At 65.1% G+C, this 26,124-nt stretch carries 29 protein-coding genes; 14 read left to right on the forward strand and 15 right to left on the reverse strand.

The window, feature by feature from the left end; all coding sequences use genetic code 11:
* The first annotated feature begins 8 nt into the window (after window positions 1-8).
* Window positions 9-245, forward strand: a complete 237-nt coding sequence (locus JQX08_RS03070) for a YheU family protein (RefSeq protein WP_204914631.1) — start codon at window positions 9-11, stop codon at window positions 243-245.
* Window positions 246-255: 10 nt separating this feature from the next.
* Here the strand turns inward: JQX08_RS03070 and JQX08_RS03075 are convergent, their stop codons facing one another.
* The 6 genes from JQX08_RS03075 to JQX08_RS03100 form a co-directional block, all read right to left on the reverse strand.
* Window positions 256-588: a YnfA family protein gene (locus JQX08_RS03075; protein WP_204914632.1), complete on the reverse strand. Its 333-nt coding sequence runs from the start codon at window positions 586-588 to the stop codon at window positions 256-258.
* Window positions 589-597: 9 nt separating this feature from the next.
* A complete protein-coding gene (locus JQX08_RS03080) occupies window positions 598-1,023 on the reverse strand; it encodes a hypothetical protein (RefSeq protein ID WP_204914633.1) in 426 nt (141 codons plus the stop codon).
* 139 nt (window positions 1,024-1,162) lie between these two features.
* A complete protein-coding gene (locus JQX08_RS03085; protein ID WP_204914634.1) occupies window positions 1,163-2,638 on the reverse strand; it encodes an inorganic phosphate transporter in 1,476 nt (491 codons plus the stop codon).
* A 197-nt stretch (window positions 2,639-2,835) separates the two neighbouring features.
* Window positions 2,836-4,011, reverse strand: coding sequence for an MFS transporter (locus JQX08_RS03090; RefSeq protein WP_204914635.1), 1,176 nt, complete (start codon window positions 4,009-4,011; stop codon window positions 2,836-2,838).
* Between the two features lie 106 nt (window positions 4,012-4,117).
* Window positions 4,118-4,921, reverse strand: a complete 804-nt coding sequence (locus tag JQX08_RS03095; protein WP_204914636.1) for an SDR family oxidoreductase — start codon at window positions 4,919-4,921, stop codon at window positions 4,118-4,120.
* A gap of 124 nt (window positions 4,922-5,045) precedes the next feature.
* On the reverse strand, window positions 5,046-5,408 hold the full coding sequence (locus tag JQX08_RS03100; protein WP_204915319.1) for a DUF2784 domain-containing protein: 363 nt from the start codon (window positions 5,406-5,408) through the stop codon (window positions 5,046-5,048).
* A gap of 150 nt (window positions 5,409-5,558) precedes the next feature.
* Here JQX08_RS03100 and JQX08_RS03105 point away from each other — a divergent pair, with 150 nt between their 5' ends.
* The gene (locus JQX08_RS03105; RefSeq protein WP_204914638.1) at window positions 5,559-5,717 is read left to right on the forward strand and encodes a DUF3309 family protein; all 159 of its coding nucleotides are present in this window, start codon (window positions 5,559-5,561) and stop codon (window positions 5,715-5,717) included.
* 97 nt (window positions 5,718-5,814) lie between these two features.
* On the opposite strand, the gene JQX08_RS03110 is transcribed toward JQX08_RS03105, so the two are convergent.
* Both JQX08_RS03110 and JQX08_RS03115 read right to left on the reverse strand, forming a co-directional pair.
* Window positions 5,815-7,473 carry a cation acetate symporter gene (locus tag JQX08_RS03110; RefSeq protein ID WP_204914640.1) on the reverse strand — a complete coding sequence of 553 codons (1,659 nt, stop codon included), beginning with the start codon at window positions 7,471-7,473 and terminating at the stop codon, window positions 5,815-5,817.
* On the reverse strand, window positions 7,470-7,781 hold the full coding sequence (locus JQX08_RS03115) for a DUF485 domain-containing protein (RefSeq protein WP_204914642.1): 312 nt from the start codon (window positions 7,779-7,781) through the stop codon (window positions 7,470-7,472). Before JQX08_RS03115 ends, JQX08_RS03110 begins: the two co-directional genes overlap by 4 nt.
* A 270-nt stretch (window positions 7,782-8,051) precedes the next feature.
* On the opposite strand from JQX08_RS03115, the gene JQX08_RS03120 reads away from it, so the two are divergent.
* Together JQX08_RS03120 and JQX08_RS03125 are read left to right on the forward strand one after the other, a co-directional pair.
* Window positions 8,052-8,276: a DUF2061 domain-containing protein gene (locus JQX08_RS03120; protein ID WP_204914644.1), complete on the forward strand. Its 225-nt coding sequence runs from the start codon at window positions 8,052-8,054 to the stop codon at window positions 8,274-8,276.
* 67 nt (window positions 8,277-8,343) lie between these two features.
* On the forward strand, window positions 8,344-9,930 hold the full coding sequence (locus tag JQX08_RS03125) for a glycoside hydrolase family 17 protein (RefSeq protein WP_204914646.1): 1,587 nt from the start codon (window positions 8,344-8,346) through the stop codon (window positions 9,928-9,930).
* 65 nt (window positions 9,931-9,995) lie between these two features.
* Here the strand turns inward: JQX08_RS03125 and JQX08_RS03130 are convergent, their stop codons facing one another.
* Entirely contained in the window at window positions 9,996-10,367 is a 372-nt protein-coding gene (locus JQX08_RS03130; RefSeq protein WP_204914647.1) for a hypothetical protein, read from the reverse strand.
* Between the two features lie 191 nt (window positions 10,368-10,558).
* Here JQX08_RS03130 and JQX08_RS03135 point away from each other — a divergent pair, with 191 nt between their 5' ends.
* From JQX08_RS03135 to JQX08_RS03145, 3 genes are all read left to right on the forward strand, one after another.
* On the forward strand, window positions 10,559-11,860 hold the full coding sequence (locus JQX08_RS03135; protein ID WP_204914648.1) for an alpha/beta fold hydrolase: 1,302 nt from the start codon (window positions 10,559-10,561) through the stop codon (window positions 11,858-11,860).
* Between the two features lie 10 nt (window positions 11,861-11,870).
* The gene (locus tag JQX08_RS03140; protein ID WP_430472506.1) at window positions 11,871-12,629 is read left to right on the forward strand and encodes an MlaA family lipoprotein; all 759 of its coding nucleotides are present in this window, start codon (window positions 11,871-11,873) and stop codon (window positions 12,627-12,629) included.
* Window positions 12,630-12,807: 178 nt separating this feature from the next.
* Window positions 12,808-13,653 carry a pirin family protein gene (locus JQX08_RS03145; protein ID WP_204914650.1) on the forward strand — a complete coding sequence of 282 codons (846 nt, stop codon included), beginning with the start codon at window positions 12,808-12,810 and terminating at the stop codon, window positions 13,651-13,653.
* Between the two features lie 30 nt (window positions 13,654-13,683).
* On the opposite strand, the gene JQX08_RS03150 is transcribed toward JQX08_RS03145, so the two are convergent.
* Together JQX08_RS03150 and JQX08_RS03155 are read right to left on the reverse strand one after the other, a co-directional pair.
* A complete protein-coding gene (locus JQX08_RS03150) occupies window positions 13,684-14,865 on the reverse strand; it encodes a patatin-like phospholipase family protein (RefSeq protein WP_204914651.1) in 1,182 nt (393 codons plus the stop codon).
* A gap of 29 nt (window positions 14,866-14,894) precedes the next feature.
* Window positions 14,895-15,824, reverse strand: coding sequence for a lipid A biosynthesis lauroyl acyltransferase (locus JQX08_RS03155; RefSeq protein ID WP_204914653.1), 930 nt, complete (start codon window positions 15,822-15,824; stop codon window positions 14,895-14,897).
* 118 nt (window positions 15,825-15,942) lie between these two features.
* Between JQX08_RS03155 and minC the strand changes: the two genes are divergently transcribed.
* Genes minC through JQX08_RS03180 form a run of 5 tightly spaced genes read left to right on the forward strand, consistent with a single transcriptional unit; the run spans window position 15,943 to window position 19,844 of the window.
* Window positions 15,943-16,689, forward strand: coding sequence for a septum site-determining protein MinC (gene minC, locus JQX08_RS03160; protein ID WP_204914654.1), 747 nt, complete (start codon window positions 15,943-15,945; stop codon window positions 16,687-16,689).
* 57 nt (window positions 16,690-16,746) lie between these two features.
* Window positions 16,747-17,562 (forward strand): septum site-determining protein MinD, encoded by an 816-nt coding sequence (gene minD / locus JQX08_RS03165; RefSeq protein WP_204914656.1) that lies wholly within the window; start codon window positions 16,747-16,749, stop codon window positions 17,560-17,562.
* On the forward strand, window positions 17,559-17,813 hold the full coding sequence (minE, locus tag JQX08_RS03170) for a cell division topological specificity factor MinE (RefSeq protein WP_204914658.1): 255 nt from the start codon (window positions 17,559-17,561) through the stop codon (window positions 17,811-17,813). The genes minD and minE overlap by 4 nt, the downstream gene beginning before the upstream one ends.
* A gap of 56 nt (window positions 17,814-17,869) precedes the next feature.
* Window positions 17,870-18,505, forward strand: a complete 636-nt coding sequence (locus JQX08_RS03175) for an RluA family pseudouridine synthase (protein WP_204914659.1) — start codon at window positions 17,870-17,872, stop codon at window positions 18,503-18,505.
* A 46-nt stretch (window positions 18,506-18,551) separates the two neighbouring features.
* Window positions 18,552-19,844 (forward strand): M18 family aminopeptidase, encoded by a 1,293-nt coding sequence (locus tag JQX08_RS03180; RefSeq protein WP_204914661.1) that lies wholly within the window; start codon window positions 18,552-18,554, stop codon window positions 19,842-19,844.
* A gap of 44 nt (window positions 19,845-19,888) precedes the next feature.
* Here the strand turns inward: JQX08_RS03180 and JQX08_RS03185 are convergent, their stop codons facing one another.
* Window positions 19,889-20,851: a zinc-binding dehydrogenase gene (locus JQX08_RS03185; protein WP_204914663.1), complete on the reverse strand. Its 963-nt coding sequence runs from the start codon at window positions 20,849-20,851 to the stop codon at window positions 19,889-19,891.
* 140 nt (window positions 20,852-20,991) lie between these two features.
* On the opposite strand from JQX08_RS03185, the gene JQX08_RS03190 reads away from it, so the two are divergent.
* Both JQX08_RS03190 and JQX08_RS03195 read left to right on the forward strand, forming a co-directional pair.
* Window positions 20,992-23,073: a carboxy terminal-processing peptidase gene (locus tag JQX08_RS03190; RefSeq protein WP_204914665.1), complete on the forward strand. Its 2,082-nt coding sequence runs from the start codon at window positions 20,992-20,994 to the stop codon at window positions 23,071-23,073.
* An 82-nt stretch (window positions 23,074-23,155) separates the two neighbouring features.
* The gene (locus tag JQX08_RS03195; protein ID WP_204914667.1) at window positions 23,156-24,916 is read left to right on the forward strand and encodes a bifunctional diguanylate cyclase/phosphodiesterase; all 1,761 of its coding nucleotides are present in this window, start codon (window positions 23,156-23,158) and stop codon (window positions 24,914-24,916) included.
* On the opposite strand, the gene JQX08_RS03200 is transcribed toward JQX08_RS03195, so the two are convergent.
* The 3 genes from JQX08_RS03200 to JQX08_RS03210 are packed head-to-tail and all read right to left on the reverse strand — an operon-like array spanning window position 24,913 to window position 26,075.
* Window positions 24,913-25,383 carry a tetratricopeptide repeat protein gene (locus JQX08_RS03200; protein WP_204914669.1) on the reverse strand — a complete coding sequence of 157 codons (471 nt, stop codon included), beginning with the start codon at window positions 25,381-25,383 and terminating at the stop codon, window positions 24,913-24,915. The genes JQX08_RS03195 and JQX08_RS03200 overlap by 4 nt on opposite strands.
* Entirely contained in the window at window positions 25,384-25,749 is a 366-nt protein-coding gene (locus tag JQX08_RS03205) for a hypothetical protein (RefSeq protein WP_204914671.1), read from the reverse strand.
* Window positions 25,746-26,075 (reverse strand): helix-turn-helix domain-containing protein, encoded by a 330-nt coding sequence (locus JQX08_RS03210; protein WP_204915320.1) that lies wholly within the window; start codon window positions 26,073-26,075, stop codon window positions 25,746-25,748. The genes JQX08_RS03205 and JQX08_RS03210 overlap by 4 nt, the downstream gene beginning before the upstream one ends.
* Window positions 26,076-26,124 lie beyond the last annotated feature (49 nt).

Raw genomic sequence — 26,124 nt, forward strand, 5'->3', positions numbered from 1 at the left:
GTACCGCCATGCTGATTCCCCACGACCTGCTCGAAGCCGACACCCTGACCCGCCTGATCGAGGATTTCGTCACCCGCGACGGCACCGACAATGGCGATGAGACGCCGCTGCAGACGCGCGTCGAACGCGTGCGCCGGGCGCTGGACAAGGGCGAGGCGGTAATCGTCTTCGATGCCGACAGCAGCCAGTGCCAGCTGGCCATGAAGCGCGACGTGCCGAAGGAATGGCTGGAGCAGGACGACTAGCGCGAGCGGTTCAGCTCGACGAAAAGCGCGGCCCGAACAGCACGATGCTGGCGCCCAGCACGCACAGCGCCGCGCCCAGCCAGTCGCTGGCCAGCGGGCGGGTGCGCTCGATGGCCATCAGCCAGAGCAGTGACGCGACGATATAGATGCCGCCATAGGCGGCGTAGGCACGCCCCGCATACGCCGCCTCGGCGCGCGTCAGCAGCAGGGCGAACAGCGTCAGGCTGAGCAGCCCGGGGGCCATCCACCAGGCGCTCTTACCCAGCCGCAGCCACATCCAGAAGGCGTAGCAGCCGGCGATCTCGAACAGCGCGGCGAGGAAGAACCACAGGTAATTGAGCATGAGGAAGTCCTACCCGTGCAGGTTGCCTTCACGTTCCCAGGCACAGCGCACGCGCAAGCTGTCCTGCGGACTGTGGAAGCCTTTTTCCGACTCCCAGCGGAAGGTGTGGGTACCGTTCAGTTCGGTCTCCAGGTGCACCACCGCGCTGGCCCAGTACAGGCGGCGTAGCAGCTCCTCGAAGCGCTCGACCCACAGCTTCCACTCGTACTCCACCGCGCGGTAGCTGGCACCGAAATGAATCAGCTGGGTCTGGTACAGACCCTGACCCGGCTGCTCGCAGAAGGAGAACATCTCGCGGCCGAGAAACGGCCAGGCGTCGCCGCGCGGCAAGCTGTCCAGCTCGCGGCGGTTGCTGGCCCGGCGCAGGCGGCGCTCGTCCGCATCGGCCGAGGGCCAATCGCGGATGCAGCCATAGACGAGGGACTCGGATTCCACGCAATCACTCCACAACAGGAACGCAGCCTTCTAACACAGGCCTGGGCCAGGGGAAACCGTCAGCGCGGCAAACCATGCACAGGTTGGCGCGGACAAAACAAAGGCGCCATTACGGCGCCTTTGTTCAGCGGCTGAATGCTCAGCCGACGAAGCGCGTGGCCAGCCAGAACAGGCCGGCGGCCAGGCACATCGAGGTCGGCAGGGTCAGCACCCAGGCCATCAGGATGGTGCGCACGGTGCCGCCCTGTAGGCCGCTCTTGTTGGCGACCATGGTCCCGGCGACGCCGGAGGACAGTACGTGGGTGGTCGACACCGGCAGGCTGAACACGTTGGCCAGGCCAATGGCGCAGGCCGCGGTGATCTGCGCCGACATGCCCTGGGCGTAGGTCATGCCCTGCTTGCCGATCTTCTCGCCGACGGTCAGCACCACGCGCTTCCAGCCGACCATGGTGCCGATGCCGAGCGCCAGGGCGACGGCGATGATCACCCAGAACGGTGCGTATTCGGTGGTCGCGGTGAGGTCCTTGCGCAGCTTGTCGAGGTCGGCCTTCTCGCGCGCCGCCAGCCCTTCCAGCTTGCCGACCTTCTTCGCGGTGTCATCCAGGCAGAGCAGGTGACGACGCACCTCGATGCGCTTTTCAGCGTCCAAGGCGTTGTAGTCGGTCACGCCCTTGAGGGTGGACAGCAGCGAGGCAATGGTCGGTTCGGTCAGCTTGGGATCGCAGCGGAACTGCTTGGGCAGGTCGGTCGTACCGTTGGTCTTGCCCAGCGCCAGGTACTCGCTGAGCGAATCGCTGTTGCGCTCATAGAACTGGCTGAGGTGCAGGGTGGCGTCGCGGGTCCGTTCGATCTGGTAGGTGGTGCTGTTCAGATCGAGCACGAACAGGCCAGGCACGATACCGATCAGCACCAGCATGATCAGGCCGATGCCCTTCTGACCGTCGTTGGAGCCGTGCACGAAGCTCACCGCCATGGCCGAGAGAACCAGCACCAGACGGTTCCAGAACGGCGGATGCTTCTTGCCCTTGACCTCTTTGCGGCTTTCCGGGGTGTTGTGCATCTTCGAGGCCGGCAGCCACCACTTCAGGCCCAGCAGGATCAATGCGGCGACCGCGAAGCCCGCCATCGGCGAGACCACCAGGGAGATGCCGATGTCGATCGCCTTCTGCCAGTTGACCCCATCGGCCAGGGAAATTTCGGTGATCAGCGCGTTGGCCAGGCCGACGCCGAGAATCGAACCGATCAGGGTGTGCGAACTGGAGGCCGGAATGCCGAAGTACCAAGTGCCGAGGTTCCAGGCGATGGCCGCCGTCAGCAGCGAGAACACCATGGCCAGACCGTGACCGGTGTTGACGTTGATCAGCAGCTCGACCGGCAGCAGGTGGACGATGGCGTAGGCCACTCCGACGCCACCGAGCAGCACGCCGAGGAAGTTGAAGATCCCCGAGAGAATCACCGCCAGATGCGCCGGCATCGCTTTGGTGTAGATGACCGTGGCCACCGCGTTGGCGGTGTCGTGGAAACCATTGATGAACTCGAAGAACAGCACGAAGGCCAATGCGAGCACGAGGCTGACGAGCACCCAGGCATCGAGGCCGCTGAGAAGATCGAACATAAGGTTGTTTAGACCCGGTCAAAAGGGGGCGGGATTATGCCAGATAAAGGCCGTGAACAAAGCCACAAACCGCTGGCAGGTAAAGCTAGCAGGGAAAACCCCCAGCGCACGTTCAACACCGCGCGGGCCGCGAATTCCCTGGCGCCTCACGCGCAATCCCGCACCGCAGAGCCGGCCGGGGAAAAACCCGGCAACACTCAGGCCGGCCCTGCCCCGCTCGCCTTGCCACGCGGGCTGAGGCACCAGGCCAAACCGCTCATCAGCAGCGCCAGCACGCTCAGCACCAGGAACGGCAATTGGTAGGAGCCGGCTAGGTCGCGACCAAGGCCGGTGAGCACCGGCGCAAAACAGCCGATGCAGTAGCCGGCGAACAGCATCATCGCCGTCCAGCGGCTGACCGCCAGCGGCGTGTGCGCTTCATATAAAGGCAGCACCAGCGACAGCGCGAACGAGCCGCTGAGGCCGAGGCCGAGCAGCGCCGCCCAGACGTCCGGCAGGAAGGTCGGCACGAAGGTGATCAGCGTCAGGCACAGGGCCGAGGACAGCCCGCAGATCATCAGCAGCAGGTAACGGTTGTCATAACGCTGCGCCAGCCAGGGCAGCAGGTAGGCGCTGACCAGGCCGACCAGCATGAAGCTGCTGAACAGCGCGTTGCTGTGCAGCGCGCTCAGGCCGGCCTCGTGGTAGCGCGCCACCAGCCAGGTGGTCAGCGCGTAGAACAGCCCCGCCTGGATGGCGAAGAAGCCGGTGACCAGCCAGGCCCGCGGTTCGCGCCAGGGCAGCCCGCCGCTCGTCGCCTCACTGGCACTCTCGCGGGTGTTGGGGACGAACAGCCAGAGCAGCATCGCACCTAGCGCCGGAAGCGCCCAGAACGCCAACCCGTGAGCCCAGTCGTCGCCGAGCAGGTGCATCGCCGGGGTGGTCAGCACCGCGCCGGCTGCACCGCCGACCGTCATGCACAACGAATAGAGGCCGACCACGCGACCGACCTGACCGACGAAATGACGCTTGATGAAGCCGGACAGCAGCGGCCCGGCTACCGCGATGCCGGCGCCGACCAGCACCGAGCTGCCGATCAGGATCAGGCTCGAATGGCCGGCCAGACGCACGCCCAGGGCCACGCCGATCAGCCCGAGGCAGACGAGAATGGTGCGTTCCAGGCCGAAGCGCAGGGCAATCCGCGGCGCCAGCGGCGCGAGCAGGCCCATGCACAAAACCGGCAACGCGGTGGTCAGGCTGACCAGACCGCGGCTCAGGCCGAGTTCGGCGGCGATCCGTTCGATCAGTGGTGCGAGGGAGGTGATGCCAGGACGCAGGTTGATCGCCGCCAGCAACAGCGCGAGCAACAGCAGCACGCGGGACAGTGGTTTCACGACAGCTCCAACCGGACCGAGGGGCAGCCACCCTACCCCTCGTGCCGTCCGTCGGGCAACCCCGACGGTGCAAAACCTGACCACCTGGACAGTGGTCAGCGGCCGGTTACTTGGCCTTGGCGCGCATCTTCACGGCCATCGAGGCCATTTCGTCGTACAGCGCCTGCGGGTTCTGCTGCTTGATCTTCCAGGCGGCGCGACCCATTTCGTGCGGCAGGATCATGAACTCGCCCTTGGCCACTTCGGCATGGATGTAGTCGGCGATGTCGGCGGCGCTGATCGGCGAGCCTTCGAGCAGCTTGCCGATCTGCGACTTCATTTCCGGGTGCGGGCCGCGGAACGAGTCGAGCAGGTTGGTCTGGAAGAACGACGGGCAGACCACGTGCACACCCACTTCGCGCTGCTTGAACTCGACCAGCAGGCTTTCCGACAGGGCCACCACACCGGCCTTGGCGACGTTGTAGTTGGCCATTGCCGGGCCCTGCATCAGCGCCGCCATCGAGGCGATGTTGATGATCTTGCCCTTGCTACGCTCGAGCAGCGGCAGGAAGGCCTTGCAACCTTTGACCACGCCCATCAGGTTGATCGCGATCTGCCAGTCCCAATCCTCCAGCGACAGCTCCTCGAAGAAGCCGCCCGAGGCCACGCCGGCGTTGTTGACGATCACGTCGACGCCGCCGAACTGCTGCTCGCAGGACTGCGCCAAAGCGGTCAGCTGGCTGTAATCGCGGACATCGCAGCGCTGGGTGAAGCCGTCACCGCCGGCTTCGCGCACCAGCTTGAGGGTTTCCGCCAGCCCCGCCTCGTTGACGTCAGCCAGCGCCAGTCGGGCGCCATCACGGGCCCAACGCAGGGCGATTTCCCGGCCGAGACCGGAACCAGCACCAGTAATCATGATGCGATTTTGCATGGATGAGGCTGCCTTTCTTATGTGCGGGGGAAGTTGCTCGCAGTGTAGCGAAGGTAATGTCGCGGCCGCCGCACAATCAAAATGCTGAATGATCAGAGCAAAAATGCCTCGCCCCACGCGCCCTTCAGGCACGCCAGCGACGCAGCACGAACAGGTACACCGCGGCATTCACCAGCACCACCACGAGGCCCAGCCATAGCTGAATCTGCACGGTGAGCCCGGCCGGATAGATCAGCGGGATCAGGTACTGCTCGACAAAGCCGCCGGGATAGCCCGCCTCGCCGGCGGCCAGGCGCAGGCGGTTCTCCAGCGGCGTCAGCGGGCAGCGCCAGTGCATCAACTCGACCAGCATGCCCCAGGCCACCGCCGGCAGGTGCAGCCAGGCCAGCCTGCGCCAGCGCAGCACCAGCAGACCGCCGGCGAGGACGAAGAGAATGAACAGGCCATGCACCAGCACCACGCCATCGGCGAGCAGCCGGTAGCTCAGACCGCCGTCCATGCCCCGCCCCGGCGCGCCAACCCGGCTGAATCTTTACCGAACGGCGCAGTCGGACCTAGTAAGCGTGCCATCACTCTGCCCCACCGGATGGCAATGCCGAACCAATCCCAAACAGAGTTGTGAACAAGGAGTTCCACTATGAGCCTCGGCACTATCCTGATCATCATCTTGATCCTGCTGCTGATTGGTGGCCTGCCAGTCTTCCCCCACTCGCGCAGCTGGGGTTACGGGCCGTCCGGTATTCTCGGCGTTGTACTGGTCGTCATCCTGATTCTGGTCCTGCTTGGCAGGATATAGCCCCGCCCCACGCAAAAAGCCCCGCTCGACGGGGCTTTTTCTTGCGCCATGAAAAAGGGCAGCCCGAAGGCTGCCCCGTTGCTCCAGCGGTTGTCGATCAGTGGGCCACGGCACCACTGGCGCCCAGGCCGGTCTGCGAACGGACGAACTGGGAGAAGAAGCGCCCGCGTTCTTCGTTGGCGGCGGTGGACTTGTCGGTGACCGAGAAGAACCAGATGCCGACGAACGCGACGATCATCGAGAACAGCGCCGGATACTCATAGGGGTAGATCGGCTTGGCGTTGCCGAGGATCTGCACCCAGATGGTTGGGCCGAGGATCATCAGCGCCACCGCGGTGAGCAGGCCGAGCCAGCCGCCGATCATCGCGCCACGGGTGGTCAGGCGTTTCCAGTACATCGAGAGGATCAGCACCGGGAAGTTGCAGCTCGCCGCGATGGAGAAGGCCAGGCCGACCATGAAGGCGATGTTCTGCTTCTCGAACAGGATGCCCAGGCCGATGGCCAGCACACCGAGGATCACGGTGGTGATCTTCGACACGCGCAGCTCATCCTTCTCGACCGCCTTGCCCTTCTTGATCACGCTGGCATACAGGTCGTGGGACACCGCCGAGGCGCCGGACAGGGTCAGGCCGGCGACCACCGCGAGGATGGTGGCGAAGGCCACCGCCGAGATGAAGCCGAGGAACAGGCTGCCGCCCACCGCGTCGGCCAGGTGCACCGCCGCCATGTTGTTGCCGCCCAGCAGTGCGCCTGCGGCGTCCTTGAAGGTCGGGTTGGTGCTGACCAGAAGGATCGCGCCGAAGCCAATGATGAAGGTCAGGATATAGAAGTAGCCGATGAAGCCGGTGGCGAAGAACACCGATTTGCGGGCTTCCTTGGCGTCGCCGACGGTGAAGAAGCGCATCAGGATGTGCGGCAGGCCGGCGGTGCCGAACATCAGCGCCAGGCCGAGCGAGATCGCCGAGATCGGGTCCTTGACCAGGCCGCCGGGGCTCATGATCGCCTCGCCTTTCGGGTGGACCTTGATGGCTTCGCTGAACAGCGCGCTGATATCGAAGTTGACGTGAGCCAACACCATAATCGCCATGAACGAAGCGCCGGAGAGCAGCAGCACGGCCTTGATGATCTGCACCCAGGTGGTCGCCAGCATGCCGCCGAACAGCACGTAGAGCACCATCAGGACGCCGACCAGCACCACCGCGACGTGGTAGTTGAGGCCGAACAGCAACTCGATCAGCTTGCCGGCACCGACCATCTGCGCGATCAGGTAGAAGGCCACCACCACCAGGGTGCCGCACGCCGACAGGCTGCGGATCTGCACCTGGCCGAGGCGATAGGAGGCGACGTCGGCGAAGGTGTACTTGCCGAGGTTGCGCAGGCGTTCCGCGATCAGGAACAGGATGATCGGCCAGCCGACCAGAAAGCCGATCGAGTAGATCAGGCCGTCGTAGCCGGAGGCGAACACCAATGCGGAAATACCCAGGAACGACGCCGCCGACATGTAATCGCCGGCGATCGCCAGGCCGTTCTGGAAGCCGGTGATGCGGCCGCCGGCGGAATAGAAGTCGGAGGTCGACTTGCTGCGCTTGGCCGCCCAATAGGTGATGCCCAGGGTCAGGCCGACGAAGGCGACGAACATCACGATGGCGGAGAGGTTGAGCGGCTGACGCTGCACCTCGCCTTCGATCGCGCCTGCCGCCCAGAGAGTCGGCGCCACGGCCAGCAGGCCGAGGCTGGTAAGAATGCGCCCGATCATTGTTGCGCCTCCTTGAGGATCAGCTTGTTCATCTCGTCGAACTCGCCGTTGGCGCGCCGCACGTAGATGCCGGTGAGCACGAAGGCGGAGAGGATCAGGCCGACGCCGATCGGGATGCCCCAGGTGACGGGCGAGCCGTCGCTGATGCGCGCGCCGAGTACCTGAGGCTCGAAGGCGATCAGCAGGATGAAGGCGACGTACAGGCCAAGCATGAGAAAGGAGAGTGTCCAGGCGAAGCGTTCGCGCTTGGCCACCAGGTCTTTGAAGCGCGGATTCTGGTCAATCCGCTTGTAGATGCTGTCGTTCATTTTGTTGTTGTCCTCCACAGCAGCACGGGTTGCTGGTGGACCAACTGTAGGGCGACGCCAGCGCCACGACAGACGACCTTAGTCGTATTCGCCGGGGGTTCGCGACTAAGGTCGTAGAGACCTGCGGGCGGCCGAATCGCACCTGCGCGGCACCCATCCATCGATTGAGCATGGCTATCAGAACCATGAGAAAGCACTGCTTTATCCCTATCGATCGAGCACCTACTCTGAGCACAACCAAGAAGCGTTCTCAGGTAGGAGAAAGCCATCATGCTCAAGACCGTCACCTTCACCGTCATGCACTTCTGCATCGCGTTCAGCGTCGCCTACGCGCTGACCGGCAGCATTGCCGTCGGCGGCCTGGTCGCCGCGGTCGAGCCGCTTTGCAATTCGGTGGGTTTCTACTTCCACGAGAAGCTGTGGAAACGCTTCGAAACCAATAAGGCACCGCAAGCGGAGATTCCCAAGCACGCCTGGCTGCACCACCACGCCTGATGCGTTCCGCAGCGGCGGGCGAATCCGCTAAGATGCGCGGCCTTATCGTCCATGCCGCGCAGCCCTCATGACCGCACACGCACGCTTTCCGGTTCTGCCCTACATCTTCGCCTGCCTGCTTGCCGTGCTGGCCCTCGCCGGGCTCTGGTATGGCCTCGGCAAACCCGTGACCCTGCCCGACGCGGCAACCCCGACGCACAAACTGCAGTGCGCCTCCTACACGCCGTTCGACAAGGACCAGTCGCCGTTCGACACGCCGTTCGCCCTGCGCCCAGAGCGCATGGACGCCGACCTGGCGCTGCTCGCCACGCGCTTCCACTGCATCCGCACCTATTCGATGACCGGCCTCGAAGGCATCCCCGCGCTGGCCCAGAAGCACGGCCTCAAGCTGCTGCTCGGCGCCTGGGTGAATGCCAACCCGGTCGACACCCGCAAGGAAGTCGACGCGCTGATCAAGGCCGCCAACGAGTACCCGGACGTGGTCGAAGGGGTGATCGTCGGCAACGAGGCGCTGCTGCGCAAAGAAGTCACCGGCGCGCAACTGGCCAAGCTGATCGGCGAAGTGAAGGCCAAGGTCAGCCAGCCGGTGACCTACGCCGACGTCTGGGAGTTCTGGCTCAAGCACCCGGAAGTGGCGCCGGCCGTAGACTTCCTGACCATCCACTTGCTGCCCTATTGGGAAGACAATCCGACCGGCATCGACGCGGCGCTCGAACATGTCGGCGAGATCCGCCGGGTGTTCGGCAACAAGTTCGCGCCGAAGGACATCCTGATCGGCGAAACCGGCTGGCCGAGCGAAGGCCGCCAGCGCGAGACCGCCCTGCCCAGCCGGGTCAACGAAGCCAAGTTCATCCGCGGCTTCGTCGCCATGGCCGAGCAGAACGGCTGGCGCTACAACTTGATCGAGGCCTTCGACCAGCCGTGGAAGCGCGAAAGCGAAGGCGCGGTGGGCGGCTACTGGGGCCTGTTCGACGCCGACCGCCAGGAGAAAGGCGTGCTCGCCGGCCCGGTCAGCAACCTGCCGTTGTGGCCGCAGTGGCTGGCCGTCGGCGGCGTGATCTTCCTGCTCACCCTGCTGCTCGCCGGCCGCCCGGCCTCGTCGCGTGCCGCCCTGGCGCTGCCGCTGCTCGCCGCCCTGGGGGCCGGTTGCATCGGTCTGTGGGGCGAGCTGGCGCGCGTCACCAGCCGCTACGTCGGCGAGTGGGCGTGGGCCGCGCTGCTGGTCGGCCTCAACCTGATCGTCCTCGCCTACGCCGCCTTGGCCCTGGCGCAGCGCCAAGGCTGGCGCGCGCGGCTGTTCGCCTGGCTCGAAGCGCGCGCCAGCTGGTGGCTGCTGGCCGCCGGCTTCGCCGCCGCGGTGATGATGACCGCGCTGGTGTTCGACCCGCGCTATCGCAGCTTCCCGAGCGCCGCGCTGCTGCTGCCGGCGCTGGTCTACCTGTGCCGCCCAGTGGCCGCGCCGCGCCGTGAGATCGCAGTGCTGACGCTGTTCGTTGCCGCTGGCATCGTCCCGCAGCTGGTGCAGGAAACCCTGTCCAACGTGCAGGCGATCGGCTGGGCCGCGGTCGGCACGCTGATGGTCGCTGCCCTGTGGCGCAGCCTGCGGGTCACCGCCGCGGCGCCCGTGCCAGCGGTCGCCGCCCAGGCCCACTGAAGGCGCCTCACCGCGCAATAAAAAAGGGATGCCGCGGCATCCCTTTTTGTTGACCCGCAGTTCGATCAGACGGCGACGCGGGGCGCCCGCACCGCACGCAGCGCGGCGATCACCAGAGCGAACACCGCCAGGCTGGCGCTATACAGCACCAGTGCCGGCAGCGCGACGAACAGCGCCGCCACCGCCAGCAGCCAGCCGGCACGCCCCGGCAGGAAGAACGCCAGCAGCGCGCCGAGCAGCGCCGTCCAGGCGATCACCCGGAAGTGGATCAGCAGCCCCAGCCCGGCACGCACCTGGCATTCCCAGCGCTGCGCCTCATCGACGCACAGGCCGACCCACTTACCGTCCTCCATCAGGGCGAAACGCAGCCCGTAACAGCCGGCCAACCAGAGCGCCAGGGCAATCAGCAAGATAACGAGGGACGTACGGCGGGACATGTGGCGCTCCGAGGGGGTGAAAAAGCGGCGCTCAGGATAATCCGCCAGCGGCGGTATGCAAGCCTCATCGGCAAACCGGGCACTTGGCGAACTTCTCGCCCGGCCACCGTTCGAAAGGCCGAGTGCGAATTACTTGCGGATGCCGCCAACGCAGGTTTCACTCAGCACACTTCACCTAAAGGGATTTTGCAATGTCCGGCCTGTCCCGCTTTGCCGCCCTCCTTGGCGGGCTCCTGTTGAGCACCCCGTTGTGGGCAGCCGTCGATCTGGACGCGACCAGTTACGGCTATCCGCTGACCAACCCCTTCGAAGCCACCATCGCCACCACGCCGCCCGAGCTGCGCCCCAAGCTGCCCGCCGACGAGGACATCAAGCAGGCCGACTACGCCGTCAAGTTGCGCCCGGAGCGCGAGTTCGAGCTGCCGGCCAACTTCTGGCCGGTGACCAAACTGCACTACCGCCTGGCCCGCCAGGACAAGCCCGCGCCGCTGGTGTTCATCATCGCCGGCACCGGCGCGCCCTACTCCAGCAGCCTGGCCGAGTACCTGAAGAAGCTGTTCTACAGCGACGGCTACCACGTCGTGCAGCTGTCCTCGCCGACCAGCTACGACTTCATGGCCGCCGCCTCGCGGCATGCCACGCCGGGGGTATCGACCGAGGACGCCGACGACCTGTACCGGGTCATGCAGGCCGTGCGCGCGCAGCACCCGGACCTGCCGATCACCGACTACTACCTGACCGGCTACAGCCTCGGCGCGCTGGACGCCGCCTTCGTCAGCAAACTCGACGAGACGCGGCGCAGCTTCAATTTCAAGCGCGTGTTGCTGCTCAACCCGCCGGTCAACCTGTACACCTCGATCACCAACCTCGACCGCCTGGTGGAAACCCGGGTCAAGGGCGTCGACAACGACACCACCTTCTACCAACTGGTGCTCGGCAAGCTGACTCGTTACTTCCAGCAGAAGGGCTACATCGACCTCAACGACGCCCTGCTCTACGACTTCCAGGAGTCCAAGCAGCACCTCAGCAACGAGCAGATGGCGATGCTGATCGGCACCTCGTTCCGCTTCTCCTCGGCGGACATCGCCTTCACCTCCGACCTGATCAACCGCCGCGGGCTGATCACCCCGCCGAACTACCCGATCAACGACGGCACCAGCCTCACACCGTTCTTCAAGCGTGCCCTGCAGTGCGACTTCGACTGCTACATCGCTGAACAACTGGTGCCGATGTGGCGCAAGCGCACCGGCGGCGGCAGCCTGCTGCAACTGATCGATCAGGTCAGCCTGTACGGCCTGGAGGACTACCTGAAGAACAGTCCGAAGATCGCCGTGATGCACAACGCCGACGACGTGATCCTCGGCCCCGGCGACCTCGGCTTCCTGCGCCGCACCATGGGCAAGCGCCTGACCCTGTACCCCCACGGGGGCCACTGCGGCAACCTGAATTACCGCATCAACGCCCTCAACATGCTGGAGTTCTTCCGTGGCTAACCGACACCTGCTGCTTGCCCTGCTGCTCTCCAGCGCGCTGGCCCACGGCGAATCCGGTGAACCGCGCGCCGACCAGGACGGCTTCACCACGCCGCTGGAACAGCTGCAGTTCAATCCCGGCCTCGACCAGCGCGAGTTCGAGCGCTCGACCTTCGACGCGATCAACGTCTACGACCCGCTGGAGTCGTGGAACCGCCGGGTCTACCACTTCAACTACCGCTTCGACGAATGGGTATTCGTTCCGGTGATCCACGGCTATCGCTACGTCACCCCGCACTTCGTGCGCAGCGGGGTGAGCAATTTCTTCAGCAACCTCGGCGATGTGCCCAACCTGCTCAACAGCCTGCTGCAGTTCAAGGGCCAGCGCTCGCTGGAAATCACCGGGCGCCTGCTGCTCAACACCACCCTGGGCGTAGTCGGCCTGTGGGACCCGGCGAGCAAGATGGGCCTGCCCAAGCAGAACGAGGACTTCGGCCAGACCCTCGGTTTCTACGGCGTGCCGGATGGTCCGTACCTGATGCTGCCGCTGTTCGGGCCATCCAACGTGCGCGACACCGGCGGGCTGGTGGTGGATTTCGCCGCCGACTACCAGATCAACTTCCTCAACGTCCCGGAAACCAGCAGCGATCACCCGGAGATCACCCTGCTGCGCGCGGTGGACAAGCGCTACACCACCAACTTCCGCTACGGCCAGACCAACTCGCCCTTCGAGTACGAGAAGATCCGTTACGTCTACACCGAGGCACGCAAGCTGCAGATCGCCGAGTAGCCAAACCTTTTTGCAGGAGCGGCCCATGGCCGCGAAAGACCGCTTTTTCGCGGCCATGGACCGCTCCTACAAGACCCAGACCAATCTACGTAATCGATATTAACTACGCAAAACTCGCGTACATCCATCCAATTAATTGCCCTAGCATGGCCACATCCACCTGACAGGAGCTGTCGCCATGACCCTGCGTTCCATCCTCGCCATCCAGCCCGGCCAACCCGCCTCCGACGGCGCCGGCGTGCGCCTGACCCGCGTGATCGGCGGCGCCGGCCTCGAGCGCTTCGACCCGTTCCTGATGCTCGACGAATTCGGCTCGGACAACCCGAACGACTACATCGCCGGCTTCCCGCCGCACCCGCACCGCGGCTTCGAAACCATCACCTACATGATCGAAGGGCGCATGCGCCACAAAGACCACATGGGCAACGTCGGCCTGTTGCAGAACGGCGGCGTGCAGTGGATGACCGCCGCGCGCGGGGTGATTCACAGCGAGATGCCCGAGCAGGAAGAAGGCGTGATGCGCGGCTTCCAGCTGTGGCTCAACCTGCCGGCCAAGGACAAGCTCGGCGACCCCGCCTACCGCGACTACGCGCCGCAGGAGATTCCGCGCCTGCACACCGCCGCCGGTGTCGAGGCAATAGTGATTGCCGGACGTTTCGACGACGGCCAGTTGCAGCAGGATGGCGCCGTACAGCGCCCGCACACCGAACCGCAGTTGTTCGACCTGCACCTGCCGGCTGAAGGCGCGATTGCTCCGCGCCTGCCGGACGGTCACCGGGTGATGCTCTACGTCTACGACGGCGAACTGCAGGTCAACGGCAAGACGGTCGGCACCAGCCGCCTGGTGCGCCTCGGCGATCAGGGTGAGCTGCAGCTGCGCAGCGCGGCGGGCGCCAAGGTGCTGCTGGTCGCCGGCAAGCCGCTGGGTGAGCCGATCGTGCAGTACGGCCCGTTCGTGATGAACAGTCGCGAGGAAATCGAGCAGGCGCTGCGCGACTTTCGGGACGACCGGCTGACCGCCTGAGCCAACCGCGCGCTTGCCGGCGCGCTTCGCTTAGGGCGCCGGCGGCGCGCCATCGAGGTTGAGAAAGCGGCGAATCGCCGCCTGCTGGGCCAGCGCATCCTGGTAGCCCAGCTCGATCAGTGCGTTGCAGTAGCCCGGCTCGAACAGCAGGTAGCTGAGCACCGCCCCACCGCTGGAGCGGGTTGCCCCTGAGCCGTAGAGAAACGGCCGCACCGCCCGCGGCAGCTCGTGGCGAAAGCGCGCGGCGATCTGGTCGAGCGGCTGACTCGGCGAGATCACCAGCACGTCGACCGGACGAATGCCCAGGCGCGCCCGTGCCACGTCCGGCAGCAAGCGGCTGAGCAAGTTGATCCGCTCGAGCGACTCGATATCGCTTTCCAGGCTGTCGATGAAGGTGCTGTTGAGCATGTGCCCGCCGATCTGCGCCAGACTCGGCGGCTGGGCGCCGCGCACCCGGCTCACCACGGCGTTGGCGTCCTCGTGCTGCAGGTTGCCGCTGACGCCGATCACCAGCACGCGGCTCGCCCCCAGGTGCAGCGCCGGACTGATCGGTGCCGCCTGGCGCACCGCACCATCGCCGAAGTACTCACGGTTGACCTTGACCGGCGGGAAGATCAGCGGAATCGATGCGCTGGCCAACAGGTGGTCGAGCTTCAGGCGCGTCGGCACGCCCACGCGGCGGTGACGAAACCACGGGTCGATGGTCGCGCGGCCCTGGTAGAAGGTCACTGCCTGGCCGGACTCGTAACCGAACGCGGTGATCGCCACCGCGTGCAGCTGGCGCTGGCGCACGGCCGCAGCGATCCCGGAAAAATCCAGCTCGCGCTCGAGCAGCGCGCGCAACGGGCGGTTGTCGAGCAGCGCCACCGGCGCGCTCCCGGCGAAACCGAGCATGTGCTGGGCGATGAAGCGGCTGGCCTGACCGACTACCCCGCTCCAGTCGCTGCGATACACCATGTTGCTGTGGAAGGCGCGCCAGACATTGGTCAGGCGCTGGATCGCCTCGCGAAACTGCAGCGCACCGCAGGCCAGGCCGACCGCATTCACCGCCCCGGCCGAGGTGCCGACGATCACCGGGAAGGGGTTGTACTCGGCGTTCGGCAACAGCTCGGCAATCGCCGCCAGCACGCCGACCTGGTAGGCCGCCCGTGCCCCGCCGCCAGAGAGAATCAAACCAGTCATCGGTTGCGGCAAACGGTCGATCGGGGGCATGCGGCCTTCCTTGTGCGGTTCTGCCGAGTCTAGCGCTTGCGGTACAGCCCCGGCTCGCCCTCAGGGCGGGTCTTGAAGCGGCGATGCGCCCACAGGTACTGCTCGGGACACTCGCGAATGGCGCTTTCCACCCATTGATTGATGCGCAGGCAGTCGGCGTCCTCGCTCTCGCCGGGGAAGTCGCTCAGCGGCGGGTGAATCACCAGCCGATAACCGGAGCCGTCGGCCAGGCGCTGCTGGGTGAACGGCAGCACGCGGGCACGACCGAGGCGGGCGAACTTGCTGGTCGCGGTAACGGTGGCCGCCTGGATGCCGAACAGCGGCACGAACAGACTCTGCTTGCGGCCGTAGTCCTGATCCGGCGCATACCAGATCGCCCGGCCGGCGCGCAGCAGCTTGAGCATGCCGCGCACGTCCTCGCGCTCGACCGCCGTGGCGTCCAGGTTGTGGCGCTCGCGCCCGCTGCGCTGGATGAAGTCGAACAGCGGGTTGTCGTGCTCGCGGTACATGCCGTCGATGGTGTGCTGCTGACCGAGCAATGCGGCGCCGATTTCCAGGGTGGTGAAGTGCACCGCCATGAGAATCACACCCTGCCCTTCGGTCTGCGCCTGCTTGAGCAGTTCCAGACCCTCGATGTGCGCCAACGGGCGCAGGCGCTTCTTCGGCCACCACCAGCTCATCGCCATTTCGAAGAAGGCGATGCCGGTCGAGGCGAAGTTCTCCTTGAGCAGGCGCTTGCGCTCGGCTTCGCTCAACGCGGGGAAGCACAGTTCCAGGTTGCGCGCAGCGATCTGCCGGCGCGACACCGCCAGGCTGTACATCAGCGCGCCGAGCAGCCGGCCCAAACGCAGCAGCACGCGATACGGCAACTGGACAATCAACCAGAGCAGGCCAAGCCCCAGCCACAGCACCCAGAAGCGCGGGTGCAGGAAGTAGGCGCGAAATTGCGGACGATCCATCAGAGCTTCCGGACTAGGAATACAGCCGGGCATTCTACACGGCGCACGCGGCTTGCGACCCTGCGGCGATCTCGCTATAAGTCCGGGCTACTTCAGACCATCCCGCACACAGGCCCCAATGAGCCAAGCCGACCTCCTCGACCAAGACCCCGTGTTCCAGCTCAAGGGCAGCATGCTCGCCATCACCGTGCTGGAACTGGTGCACACCGACCTCGCCCGCCTCGACTCGCAGCTGCTGGCCAAGGTCGCCCAGGCGCCGAACTTCTTCAGCAACATCCCGCTGGTCCTGGCCCTCGACAAACTGCCGGCCGACGCCGAGCTCGACCTCGACGAGCTGCAGGCGCTGTGCAAGCGACACGGCCTGCGCATCATGGCCATCCGCTCGAGCAGCGAGACGCATATCGCCCTGGCCAACGAGCGCGACATCGCCGTGCTGCCATCCTCGAGCGCCCGGGAAAAACTGATCGAACCGGTGGAAAGCGCCGAAGCGCGGCGCAAGGCGGAAAAGCCGCCGGAGCCGCCGAAACCCGAGGTCAAGCCGACCAAGGTGATCACCTCGCCGGTACGTGGCGGCATGCAGGTCTACGCCGAAGGCGGCGACCTGGTAGTCCTGGCGCCGGTGAGCCCGGGCGCGGAACTTCTCGCCGATGGCAACATCCATGTGTACGGTCCGATGCGCGGACGTGCCCTGGCCGGGGTCAAGGGCAACGTCAAGGCCCGTATTTTCTGCCAGCAGATGGGTGCGGAAATGCTCTCCATCGCCGGTCAGTACAAGGTTGCCGAGGACCTGCGCCGCGACCCGAACTGGGGCGACGCAGTGCACGTCAGCCTGTCGGGAGACGTGTTGAAGATCACCCGGCTTTAACGGATACTGCCGCTCATTTTCAAGGACCAGAAATCCTTCCATTAGGGGTGAAACACCTTGGCCAAGATCCTCGTAGTCACTTCCGGCAAGGGTGGGGTGGGCAAGACCACCACCAGCGCCGCCCTCGGCACCGGCCTGGCCCTGCGCGGGCACAAGACTGTCATCGTCGACTTCGACGTCGGTCTGCGTAATCTCGACCTGATCATGGGCTGCGAACGTCGCGTCGTGTATGACTTCGTCAACGTCATCAACGGCGAAGCAACGCTGACCCAGGCGCTGATCAAAGACAAACGCCTGGAGAACCTCTACGTTCTCGCGGCCAGCCAGACCCGTGACAAGGACGCGCTGACCCAGGAAGGCGTGGAGAAAGTCATCAGCGAACTGCGCGAGAACTTCGAGTACGTCGTCTGCGACTCGCCGGCGGGCATCGAGAAAGGCGCCCACCTGGCCATGTACTTCGCCGACGAAGCGGTGGTGGTGACCAACCCGGAAGTCTCCTCGGTACGCGACTCCGACCGCATGCTCGGCCTGCTGGCGAGCAAGTCGCGCCGCGCCGAAAAAGGCGAAGAGCCGATCAAGGAACACCTGCTGCTGACCCGCTACAACCCTGAGCGCGTTACCAAGGGTGAAATGCTTGGCGTCGAAGACGTCGAGGAAATCCTCGCCATCCGCCTGCTCGGCGTAATCCCGGAATCCCAGGCGGTGCTCAAGGCATCCAACCAGGGCGTACCGGTGATCCTCGACGACCAAAGCGACGCCGGTCAGGCGTACAGCGATGCCGTCGACCGCTTGCTCGGCAAAGAGGTAGCGCACCGCTTCCTCGACGTGCAGAAGAAAGGACTCTTGCAACGCCTGTTCGGAGGTCGTGAATGAATATTTTTGACTTCTTTCGTGAACGCAAGAAGCAGTCCTCTGCTTCCGTCGCGAAAGAGCGTCTGCAGATCATCGTCGCCCACGAACGCGGGCAGCGCAGCAAACCAGACTACCTGCCGGACTTGCAGAAAGAGCTGGTCGAAGTGATCCGCAAATACGTCAACATCGATATCGACCAGGTGCAAGTCGCGTTGGAAAACCAAGGCAGCTGCTCGATCCTCGAACTCAACATCACCCTGCCGGATCGCTGAGATCCCGGCGCGTGAAAACGGCGGCCCAGGCCGCCGTTTTCATTTGCGGAACGCCCATGCCCCTGTCGAACGTCGAAATCCTGCATCAAGACGCTGCCATTCTGGTGATCAACAAGCCCACCCTGCTGCTGTCCGTCCCCGGCCGCGCCGATGACAACAAGGACTGCCTGATCACCCGTCTGCAGGAAAATGGCTACCCGGAGGCGCGCATCGTCCATCGCCTGGACTGGGAAACCTCGGGCCTGATCCTGCTCGCCCGCGACGCCGACAGCCATCGCGAGCTGTCCCGCCAGTTCCACGACCGCGAGACCGAAAAGGCCTACACCGCGCTGTGCTGGGGCGAACCGGAGCTGGACAGCGGGCGCATCGACCTGCCGCTGCGTTACGACCCGCCGACCAAGCCGCGCCACGTGGTCTGCCACGAGCACGGCCGCCATGCGCTGACCTTCTGGCGGGTACTGGAGCGTTGCGGCAACTACAGCCGGGTCGAACTGACGCCGATCACCGGCCGCTCCCATCAATTGCGCGTGCACATGCTGTCGATCGGTCATCCGCTGCTCGGCGACCGCCTGTATGCGCATGCCGACGCCCTGGCCGCCCACGAGCGCCTGTGCCTGCACGCCAGCATGCTCACCTTCAGCCATCCACAGAGCGGCGAGCGCCTGCGTTTCGACTGCCCGGCACCGTTCTGATTCGGCGGATGCGGTAAACTCGGGCCATCGTTGCTTGGAGTCACCTATGTCTGCCGAACTGAACCAAGGCCTGATCGACTTCCTCAAGGCCTCGCCCACCCCGTTCCACGCCACCGCGAGCCTGGCCCAGCGCCTGGAAGCGGCCGGTTTCCAGCACCTCGATGAACGCGAGACCTGGCGAACCGAAGCCGGTGGACGCTACTACGTCACTCGCAACGACTCCTCGATCATCGCCGTGCGCCTCGGCAAACGCGCGCCGCTGGATGGCGGCCTGCGTCTGGTGGGCGCCCACACCGACAGCCCATGCCTGCGCGTCAAACCGCACCCGGAGCTGCAGCGCCAAGGCTTCCTGCAACTCGGTGTGGAAGTTTACGGCGGCACCCTGCTCGCCCCCTGGTTCGACCGCGACCTGTCACTGGCCGGCCGGGTCACCTTCCGTCGCGACGGCAAGGTGGAAAGTCAGCTGATCGACTTCCAACAGCCGATCGCCATCATTCCCAATCTGGCCATCCACCTGAATCGGGAAGCCAACCAGGGCTGGCCGATCAACGCGCAGAATGAATTGCCGCCGATCCTCGCCCAGGTGCCGGCGGCCGAGCCATACGACTTCCGCGCCCTGCTCGCCGAACAGCTGACCCGCGAACACGGCTTCAACGCCGACACCGTACTGGACTACGAACTGAGCTTCTACGACACCCAGGGCGCCGCAGTAATCGGCCTGACCGGTGATTTCATCGCCGGCGCACGCCTGGACAACCTGCTGTCCTGCTACGCGGGCCTGCAAGCCCTGCTGCATGCCGATGGTGACGAAACTTGTGTGCTGGTCTGCACCGACCATGAAGAAGTCGGTTCCTGCTCGGCCTGCGGTGCCGATGGCCCGTTCCTCGAACAGGTCCTCCGCCGCCTGCTCTCCGAGGGAGAAGACAGCTTCACCCGCACCCTGCAGAAATCCCTGCTGGTGTCCGCCGACAACGCCCACGGCGTGCACCCGAACTACGCCGAGAAGCACGACGGTAACCACGGCCCAAAGCTCAACGCCGGCCCGGTGATCAAGATCAACAACAACCAGCGCTACGCCACTAACAGCGAAACCGCGGGCTTCTTCCGCCATCTGTGCCTGGAAAACGAGGTGCCGGTGCAGAGCTTCGTGGTGCGCAGCGACATGGGTTGCGGCTCGACCATCGGTCCGATCACCGCCAGCCAGCTCGGCGTGCGCACCGTGGATATCGGCCTGCCGACCTTTGCCATGCACTCGATCCGCGAACTCGCCGGCAGCCAGGACCTCGCCCATCTGGTCAAGGTGCTGGCCGCCTTCTATTCGAGCCACGACCTGCCCTGATCGTGAGGCCGCCCGCACCCAGCGGGCGGGCGGCGTACGTCGAATCAGCTCAGCGCTGGGTCGATGACCAGCACCAGCTTGCCGGAGACATTGTTGCCAGCCAGCTCGGCAAACGCCGCCTCGGCGTCCTCGACGGCAAAGGTGCGCTCCAGGCGCGGCGACAGCCGACCTTCGGTGAACAGCGGCCAGACGTGCTGCAGCAGATCGCCGAGCAGGTCGGCCTTGAACTGATCGTCGCGGGTGCGCAAGGTTGAGCCGAGCAACTGCACGCGCTTGCCGAGCAGCAGCGCTAGGTCGAGTTCCGCCTTGCGACCACCCATCAGGCCGATATTCACCCAGCGTCCGTCGCGCGCCAGCAACTCGAGGTTGAGTGCGGCGTAATTGCCGCCTACCGGATCGAGGATCACGTCGAAGGGCGCGAAGTCACGCAGGCTCTGCAGATCCTCGCCGCGCACCACCCCGCCCTGCGCGCCCAGCGCCTCGCAGTAGGCCAGCCGCTCGGCCGAACCGACACTGACCCAGCACGGGTTGCCGAACGCCTTGCACAGCTGGATCGCCGCCGAACCGACGCCGCTCGCGCCCGCGTGCAGCAACACCTTCTCGCCAGGCTTCAGCGCCGCCAGCTGATACAGGTTGAGCCAGGCGGTGGCATATACCTCGGGCAGCACCGCCGCTTCCTGCAGTGTCAGCCCTTCCGGAACCGGCAGGACGTGCCGCGCGTCGACCACCACCTCCTCGGCGATGCCACCGCCAGCCAGCAGAGTGCACACCCGCTCGCCGACCCGCCACGGACTGCCGGCGCCCACCTCGCTGATCACCCCGGCACATTCCAGGCCTAGGATGTCGCTGGCCCCCGGTGGCGGCGGATACAGACCAGCCCGCTGCAGCAGATCGGCACGGTTGAGTCCAGCGGCAGCGACCTTGATGCGAACCTGGCCGACATCGCAGCTCGGACTCGGCCGATCGCCCCATTCCACGCGTCCTTCCACGCCTTGCAATGCCTTCACGGTGCCTCCATAGTGAATTCAAACCAAGCCCGGTCTGCACCGCCGGGCTTTTTGTATTACGCGACGGATTCCCATTGAACCGCCGCCCTCAAAGACGGCCTAATATGCGTTATCAACGGTCACCACGTCGAATCAGCAGCATGAAGCGCATCCTCCCCTGCTCCGCCCTCGCCTTGGTCCTCGGGTTCAGCGCCCTGCCGGCGCTAGCCACCAGCAAAGCTGGGAATTCCTGGGACAACCTTCAGCCTGACCGCGAGCAGGTGATCGCCAGCCTCAACGTGGTGGAGCTGCTCAAACGCCACCACTACAGCAAGCCACCGCTCAACGATGCCCGCTCGGCGATCATCTATGACGGCTACCTGAAGCTGCTCGACCCGACCCGCAGCTTTTTCACCGCCGCGGACATCGCCGAATTCGACCAGTGGAAGACCAAGTTCGATGACCTGCTGAAAAGCGGCGACCTTGACCCCGGCTTCATCATCTACAAGCGTCATCTCGATCGCCTCAAGCAGCGCCTTGACTTTGTCCTGGCCGAGCTGAACAAAGGCGTCGACAAGATGGACTTCAACACCGAAGAAAGCCTGGAAACCGAGCGCGAGAAGGCGCCGTGGGCGAAGAATTCGGCGGAGCTCGACGACCTCTGGCGCAAACGTCTGAAGGACGAAGTGCTGCGCCTGAAAATCGCCGGCAAGGACGACAAGGCCATTCAGGAACAGCTGACCAAGCGCTACAAGAATCAGCTGGCACGCCTGGACCAAACCCGCGGCGAAGACATCTTCCAGACCTACATCAACGCCTTCGCGCAGTCCTACGACCCGCACACCAACTACCTGTCGCCGGATAGCGCCGAGAACTTCGACATCAACATGAGTCTGTCGCTGGAAGGCATCGGCGCGGTGCTGCAGAACGACAACGACTACGTGAAGATCGTCCGCCTAGTGCCGGCTGGCCCGGCCGAGAAGAGCAAGCAGGTCGCTCCGGCCGACAAGATCATCGGCGTGGCCCAAGGCAACGGCGAAATGGTCGATGTGGTCGGCTGGCGCCTGGATGAAGTGGTCAAGCTGATTCGCGGTCCGAAAGGCTCGCTGGTGCGCCTGGAAGTGATTCCGGCGAGCAACGCGCCCAACGACCAGACCAGCAAGGTGGTGGGGATTACCCGCGAGGCGGTCAAGCTGGAAGAGCAGGCGGCGAAGAAATCGATCCTCAAGCTCGACCATGAGGGCAAGTCGTACACCCTCGGCGTGGTCGAAGTGCCGGCCTTCTACCTCGACTTCAAGGCGTTCCGCGCCGGCGATCCGACTTACAAGAGCACGACGCGCGACGTCAAACGCCTGATCGGCGAGCTGCAGAAAGAGAAGGTCGACGGCATCGTCATCGACCTGCGCAACAACGGCGGCGGCTCGCTGCAGGAAGCCACCGAACTGACCGGCCTGTTCATTGGCGAAGGCCCGACCGTGCTGGTACGCAACAGCGACGGCCGCGTCGACGTGCTGGCCGACGAGAGCACCGGTGCGTACTACACCGGTCCGCTGGCCGTGCTGGTCAACCGCCTGTCGGCCTCGGCCTCGGAAATCTTCGCCGGCGCCATGCAGGACTACCACCGCGCGCTGATTCTCGGCGGCCAGACCTTCGGCAAGGGCACCGTGCAAACCATCCAGCCGCTCAACCACGGCGAGCTGAAACTCACCCTGGCCAAGTTCTATCGCGTCTCCGGGCAAAGCACTCAGCATCAGGGTGTGATTCCGGACATCGAGTACCCGGCGGTCGTCGATACCAAGGAAATCGGCGAAAGCGCGCTGCCCGAAGCTATGCCGTGGGACAGCATCCGCCCGGCGATCAAGCCGGACAGCGACCCGTTCAAGCCGTTCCTGGTCGAGCTGAAGGCCCGCCATGACGCGCGCATCGCACAGAACCCGGACTTCGTGTTCACCCGCGACCGCCTGGCGCTGGCGCAGGAACTGATGCACGAGACCACCGTGAGCCTCAACGAAGCCAAGCGCCGCGCCCAGCACGCCGACATCGAAGCCAAGCAACTGGCGATGGAGAACGTGCGCCGCAAGGCCAAGGGTGAGGATCAGCTCAAGGAGCTGAAGAAGGAGGACGAGGACGCGCTGCCGGTCGAGGATGAGAAACTCAAGCCGGAAGACGACGCCTACCTCGTGGAAACCGGGCAGATCATGCTCGACTACCTGGGTCTCAGCTCGGCGGTAGCCAAGCACTGACATAAGAGCGTCACGCAACTGACGTCAAATGAGAGGGTTGATCTGCGGATCAACCCTTTTTTTATGCAGAAAGAGACCCCTCATGACCGTCACCGAGCAGTTGAGCGCCCTGGACTCGATCCTCGCTCACGGCGACTTGCACAGCCTGTTTCAACCCATCGTATCCCTCGGTGAACGGCGCATCATTGGCTATGAAGCCCTGACCCGTGGCCCCTCCAACAGCCCCCTGCACTCCCCCATCAACCTGTTCGGCGTGGCCCGCCACGCCGGACGCCTGAGCGAACTGGAACTGGCTTGCCGGCGCAGCGCCTGTCGCCGCTTCAGCGAGCAACGTCTGGAGGGGCGGCTGTTTCTCAACGTCTCGCCGGAATCGCTGCTGGATCCCGGCCACCAGCCCGGGCGCACCCTGCAGCTGCTGCAGAACTACGGGATCGCTCCGAGCCGCGTGGTGATCGAACTGACCGAACAATCCCCCACGGAGGACTTCGACTTGCTCGACAACGCCCTGCACCACTACCGCGCCATGGGTTTCTCGATCGCCCTCGACGACCTGGGCGCCGGTTACTCGAGCCTGCGCTTGTGGTCCGAACTGCGCCCCGACTTCGTCAAGATCGATCGGCATTTCATCGACGGCATCCACCAGGACGCGGTCAAGCGCGAGTTTGTCGATTCGATTCGCAAGATGGCCAAGGCCTCGCGGGCCGAGGTGATTGCCGAAGGCATCGAGCGCCCCGAGGAACTGGCGGTGCTCGCCGAGATGGGCATCGACCTGGTTCAGGGCTACCTGATCAGCCGCCCGCAGGAGACGCCGCTGCGCGACGCCCACAACCTGCTGCCCAAGCTGCAGGCCAACAGCCCGCCCCTAGGTGAAGAAGGTTGCGATCTCAGCGCGCTGCTCAACGAACAACCTGCGGTGCAGCATGACCGCCCCGTCGCCGAAGTGCTGGAGGCGTTTCGCTCGCAGGCAAACCTGAACTCCTTGGCGGTACTCGACGAACAGCAGCAGCCGGTGGGCGTCGTCCATCGCCACTCGCTGTCGGAAGCCCTGCTCAAACCCTTCGCCACCGACCTGCTGGCACGCAAGCCGGTCAGCCGGATCATGAGCCGCGATTTCCTCGCCGTGGAAATCGGCCAGTCCCTACAACGCGCTAGCCGACTGCTGACCAGTCGCGCCCGCCAGCGCATCGAGGAAGATTTCGTCATCACCCACAACGGCAACTATCTGGGACTCGGGCGGGTCATCGACGTGCTCAAGCTGATCACCGAGCTGAAGGTCCAGCAGGCCCGGCATGCCAACCCACTGACCCTGCTGCCGGGCAACGTGCCGATCCAGCAGTGCCTGACCCGGTTGTTGCAGCAGCAGCGCCAGGCGGTGGTCTGCTATGTCGACCTGGACAGCTTCAAGCCGTTCAACGATCTGTATGGCTATGCGAAAGGCGACGAGGTGCTGCTGTGCCTGGCGCAGTGCCTGAGCGAACGCGTCGACCCGGCCTGCGACTTCGTCGGCCATATCGGCGGCGACGACTTCCTCCTGGTGCTCGGTTCGGACGACTGGCGCGCGCGGCTCAATCTGCTGCTGGAAGACTTCCAAGGACAGGCGCGGCGCTTCTACACCAGCGAACACCTCGAAGCGGGTTGCATCCTGGCCTTGGACCGGCAAGGCAAGCGCCAGGAGTATCCGCTGCTGTCCCTGTCCGTCGGCGTGGTGCGCCTGCATCCGGACACCTGCGCGCAGCTGGACGCCGGACAGCTGGCCAGCCTGGCCTCGGAAGCCAAGCGCTACGCCAAGAACCTACCGGGCTACAGCCTGCACATCATCGACACGCAGAAGCTCTCGGCCTAGAGCCCCAACTCACGCGCCCGTGCGGCGTAGCGTTCGGCCAGCGTCGGGTCGACCGCCTGGCCGTGGCCGCCGTCGCGGTACAGCTCGGCCAGACGCCTGCTTGCCAGCGGGTGCCCGGCATCGGCGGCCAGCCGCCACCAGCGCGCCGCCTCAAGTCCATCCGGCGCCTGGCGGCTGTCGCCGGCCAGGCTCAGCACGCCCAGCTGATAACCCGCCTTGGCATCGCCGGCCGTGGCTGCCAAGCGCAGCAGGCGAATGCCTTCTTCGCGCGCGCCAAGGCCCTGACCGCGAAACAGCAACAAATGACCGTAGAAGCATTGCACCGCCGGATCTCCCAGCGCTGCCATTCGCGCGAACTGGCCCTGCATCCAGTGCCAGACACGCGGCTGACGCACGCACCAGGACCAATGCAGCATGCGCCGCGCGCACAGGTAGCCGAGACGCGCACGCAGGCGCCAAAGCCACATTCAGACGTCCTCGGGGTAACTGAACTCGAAGACCCGCACCACCTCGGCCGCATGCCACGAGGCAGCCGCGACTCCATCCGAAGGACCTGGAAACCGCCCGAGACGGACAACGATATCGAAGAAGCCGGTGCGCGGCAGACGGCTGGCACCCTGGCTGATCACCAGCGCACTGCGCAGCGGGCGCTCGGCCCGCGCATCGAGCGCCGCCAGGTGCTCCAAGGCCGCCGTAAGTGTCTGCATCGCGGGTGTCGGAAGCTCCAGACGCTCGATCAGCGCCCGGTAAGTCAACAGGTGGCGCTGTCGCCGCGCCTCGTCGAGCTCGTGAAGCAAGGCCTGCCATTGCTGGCGGCTGATACGTAAGCTCACATCTCGTCTCCCCAACCGTCCACGCCCAGATTCCATGACAGGGCTCGCCGGATTGCTGCATCCGGCTGACGCTCACCTCTTTCGATCATAGCTAAGTAATGCGGACTGATCCCGACAGCGCGCGCCAGTTGCTCGGCGGATAGCCCTTTCTGCTCGCGCAAGGCAGCCAGCTGCGCGAGCATCGGCCGATTGCTCGGCGCTGCAGCCGGCGTCGCGGCAACCTCAGGCACAGCCCGCCCAGCTGCGCGCAGCAGCTCCTGGTACTCGGCCCAGGGCAACACGGCGTATTCGGCCTCACCATCACGCTTGATCACTTGCACGTTCATCATCGATCTCTCACCGGACGTCGCGCCATCTTAACAGGCTGCTCGCGGT

Origin of the sequence: Zestomonas insulae (assembly GCF_016901015.1) — a bacterium.
GTDB lineage: Bacteria > Pseudomonadota > Gammaproteobacteria > Pseudomonadales > Pseudomonadaceae > Aquipseudomonas > Aquipseudomonas insulae.